Consider the following 3976-nt stretch of genomic DNA (forward strand, 5'->3'; position numbering starts at 1 on the left):
ACTTAGTATTACAGATATAAAAAACGTTATCATTCTAGACGTTTGCATCTCCAGTTTTGGTCCCACAGATATAATAATGGCAACCCAAAAACCTAGAACGCCTATGTTGATAAAGTTGAGTAAAAATCCTTTTACAAAAAGACTTATGTAATTTTTTTTGACAATTTCTTTATCAATAAGATCGGTATTTATTTTTTGTTCTTTTTTTAATTGTACGAATGAAATAATACCATAAGCTAACATAATAACACCACCAAAAATGAATAATGCCGGTTGATCTTTGATACTTTGTATTAATCTATAACTTCCTAAATACGCAATAGCAATAAAAAAAATATCTCCTAATACAACACCTAAATCAAAAACTAAAGCGGCTCTGAATCCTTTTATAATACTGGTTTCAAGTAGTATAAAAAAAACAGGGCCTATCATAAAACTAAGAAATATTCCCCAAGGAATACCAGCTAAAATATCGTTTACCATTCAAAATTAAAATTTGTTGCCTGTAAATATACCAAGGATTATCTATTTTTCTTGAATTTTACCACCTATGAAAACTTCTTTATTAATTTGTTTGGGTTTACCATAAATAAAAATAGAACCTCCAGCACGAACTTTTGCATCTACGAGCGTGGTAGCATAAACATCTGCTTCACCACCTGCAGAGACGCTTATGACGGTTTGTGTGGTAATTAAATCTTTGGAACTTAAAATACCTCCAGATGTAATTATAACGTCTTGATTTGTTGCTTTTCCAGTTAAGGTCACAATTCCACCAGCATTGACTTTTACGTTTACTTTTTCTACGTTTAAATCTAAAATAACTTCGCCACCAGATGTTGCATTTACTGCTAAGCTAGTTTGTTTAAAATCATATTCACTAGAAACATAAGCACCTTCACTTACTGAAATTTCTTCAATCTTATTAAAATACAATTTTACAGTGATGTCATTACCTGAAAGTAATTTTGGGAACGGCATTCTTATTTTCAAAATTCCGTTTTTATTTACCGCCTCTAATTCGTCAGAACGATCACCTGTAATGACAATCTTGTTTTCCGAAGCTGGAATTAATAACACTTTGATCTTATCAAAAACTTTAACTTCATCAAAATCACCTAGATTTCTAGATACTTGAGCATTCGTAATTTGACTTAAAATTACAAATGCAAGTAGCACTATTTTTTTAGTCCAATTTCTAAAATTACTTTTTTGGTATTCCTGAATCTTTAATTTCATTTTTTTTACTTTATAGGTTCGCTAACTCTTCTTAAAAAATTAAAATCCAATTGTTTTTTAACTAAATCGGCATTTTTAACTTTAACGAAAATTTCATCTCCTAATTGCAATATCTTACCAGAAGTTGCTCCTGTTAATGCATATTGTTTTTCATCGAAAGTGTAATAATCATCACGTATGTCTCGAATACGAACCATTCCTTCGCACTTATTTTCGATAATTTCAACATAAATTCCCCATTCTGTCACACCCGAAATCACACCCAAAAACTCTTGATCCTGATGATCTTGCATGTATTTTACTTGCATGTATTTGATAGAATCACGTTCCGCATTGGTTGCCAAACCTTCCATAGTTGAGGAATGTAAACATTTGGTTTCATACGTTTCTTCATCTACTGATTTTCCTCCATCAAGGTAAAACTGTAACAAACGGTGCACCATAACATCTGGATAACGACGTATTGGCGATGTAAAATGAGAATAATAATCAAAAGCAAGTCCGTAATGACCAATGTTATCTGTAGAATATTTGGCTTTACTCATACTTCTAATAGCCAGTGTATCAATTAAATTTTGCTCTTTTTTACCATTAACATCAGCCATTAATTGATTCAAAGATTTCGAAATATCCCCTTTGTTTCTGAAATCAATTTTGTAACCAAACTTAGCAATTACGGTTTGCATGGCTATTAATTTATCTTCATTAGGCTCATCATGGATTCTATAAATAAAGGTTTTCTTTTGTTTACCAATGTATTCTGCTACTTTTTTATTTGCCAAAAGCATAAACTCTTCAATCAAATGATTGGCATCTTTTGAAACTTTAAAGTAAACTCCTTGTGGTTCACCCGCATCGTCTAAATTGAATTTTACTTCGACTTTGTCAAAAGAGATGGCACCATCAGCCATTCTCTTTTTTCTAAAAATCTTAGCTATTTCATCCATTTTAAGCGTTGCTGCAACAATTTCTGCAGGAACTTGATATGATGCTCCAGTGATCGAAATTTCTACAGGAATAACATCTTGTTTCGTTTCTATGATGTGTTGCGCTTCTTCGTAAGCAAAACGTTGATCCGAGAAAATTACCGTTCGACCAAACCACTGGTTTACCACTTGCGCTTTATCAGTAATTTCAAATATGGCCGAAAACGTATATTTCTCTTCATGCGGACGTAAGGAACACGCAAAGTTTGACAACACCTCAGGTAACATAGGTACTACTCTATCCACTAAATAAACCGATGTGGCACGTTGATAAGCTTCATCATCAAGGATGGTTCCTTCTTCTAAATAATAAGATACATCGGCAATGTGAATTCCAATTTCGAAATTTCCATTTTCTAATTCTTTGAAAGACAAAGCATCATCAAAATCTTTAGCATCTTTTGGATCTATGGTAAAAGTCAATGTATCACGCATATCACGACGATTGGCAATTTCTTCTTCCGTAATCGAAGTATCTATTTTTTGTGCATAAGTTTCAACTTCAATAGGAAACTCTGATGGTAAACCGTATTCAGCCAAAATAGCATGAATCTCCGTATCATGTTCACCTGGTTTACCTAAAACTTTAACAACGGTCCCAAACGGACTATCAGCACGTTTTGGCCAATCTTCAATATGTACCAAAACTACATCACCTTGCTCCGCCTCTCCTATTTTATCCTTTGGAATAAAAATATCAGTATACATTTTTGGATTCGCAGTAGAGACAAAAGCAAAATTAGCTTGGATATCAATTACGCCTACAAAATCTGTTTTGTGTCGTTCTATGACTTCAATAACTTCACCTTCAGGACGTTTTCCTTTTCTACGGTTGTACACGTAAACTTTAACAATATCTTTATCTAAAGCATGATTCAAGTTTGCGGTAGGAATAAAAACATCATCCTCAAGATCTGGACAAACAAAAAAGGCTGTTTTACGACCCGTCATGTCTATTTTACCTTCGTAATAATCTTGACTAGCAGCTTTTACCAAAAATTTACCTGGTTCCGACTCAATAATCTTATTTTGTGAGGCTAAAATCTTTAAATCTTTTATTATTTGATTTCTACTCTCTGTATCATCAAGCTCCAACTTTGCTCCTATTTGTTTATAATTGAATGCTTTATTAGCACTTTGCGATAGTATTTTTAATATTTTATCCGTGAAATCTTTCCCTTTCTTTATCGGCTTTCTTAATCTTTTACTCATAAATCTTGTTCTTAAAAGTCTAAAATTACGAAATACTAAAGTGTTATCACTAAAATAGCGCTAGATTTAAATAAAATATAACTTTACGTAATAGTTGTATCTTTATAAAAACTATACCAATGGAAGCATTTAAAACGATTGCTATATTCAATTACGCACACGAAATTGTGGTCATCAAACATTTATTAGAGCAAGAAGCAATTGCTTTTTTTTTCGAAAACGAAAATCTCATAGCAGTCGATCCGTTTGGCAGTTTTGCATACGGCGGAATCAAACTCAAAATTCATCAAAACGATTTTGAAAAAGTGCAAGCTCTTTTGGATCACTTGAACAACAATTTGAAAATCGTTTGAGATCAATTTTAAAAATTTTTGAATTTTATTTTTTCAAAGTTGTCAACATATATTTAAATAAACAAAAAGAAAAATTAAATTTTAAATCCTTCTTGGTTGTTATTATAGTGTGTTAATAATGGCAATAAATTTTTTAAAAATGATATTGAAAATCAGTTTTAAGATGTTATTTAGACTTATCAACAT

General features: G+C 31.8%; 4 protein-coding genes. 1 reads left to right on the forward strand and 3 read right to left on the reverse strand.

Features of this window, described 5'->3' with window-relative positions:
* The 3 genes from FPG59_RS14575 to rnr all read right to left on the reverse strand — a co-directional run.
* The coding region (locus tag FPG59_RS14575) for a LysE family translocator (RefSeq protein ID WP_086455299.1) at positions 1-483 on the reverse strand (483 nt) is incomplete at its 3' end.
* Positions 484-525: 42 nt separating this feature from the next.
* A complete protein-coding gene (locus tag FPG59_RS14580) occupies positions 526-1239 on the reverse strand; it encodes a head GIN domain-containing protein (protein WP_086455300.1) in 714 nt (237 codons plus the stop codon).
* 5 nt (positions 1240-1244) lie between these two features.
* Entirely contained in the window at positions 1245-3437 is a 2193-nt protein-coding gene (gene rnr, locus FPG59_RS14585) for a ribonuclease R (RefSeq protein WP_086455301.1), read from the reverse strand.
* A gap of 119 nt (positions 3438-3556) precedes the next feature.
* On the opposite strand from rnr, the gene FPG59_RS14590 reads away from it, so the two are divergent.
* A complete protein-coding gene (locus tag FPG59_RS14590; protein WP_086455302.1) occupies positions 3557-3790 on the forward strand; it encodes a hypothetical protein in 234 nt (77 codons plus the stop codon).
* The last annotated feature ends 186 nt before the right edge of the window (positions 3791-3976 follow it).

Origin of the sequence: Flavobacterium sp. FPG59 (assembly GCF_002150205.1) — a bacterium.
Classification (GTDB): domain Bacteria; phylum Bacteroidota; class Bacteroidia; order Flavobacteriales; family Flavobacteriaceae; genus Flavobacterium.

Coding starts and splice junctions, on each gene's coding strand:
- FPG59_RS14580 (WP_086455300.1), bottom strand. CDS start 1,239: ATGAAATTAAAGATTCAGGAATACCAAAAAAGTAATTTTAGAAATTGG.
- rnr (WP_086455301.1), bottom strand. CDS start 3,437: ATGAGTAAAAGATTAAGAAAGCCGATAAAGAAAGGGAAAGATTTCACG.
- FPG59_RS14590 (WP_086455302.1), top strand. CDS start 3,557: ATGGAAGCATTTAAAACGATTGCTATATTCAATTACGCACACGAAATT.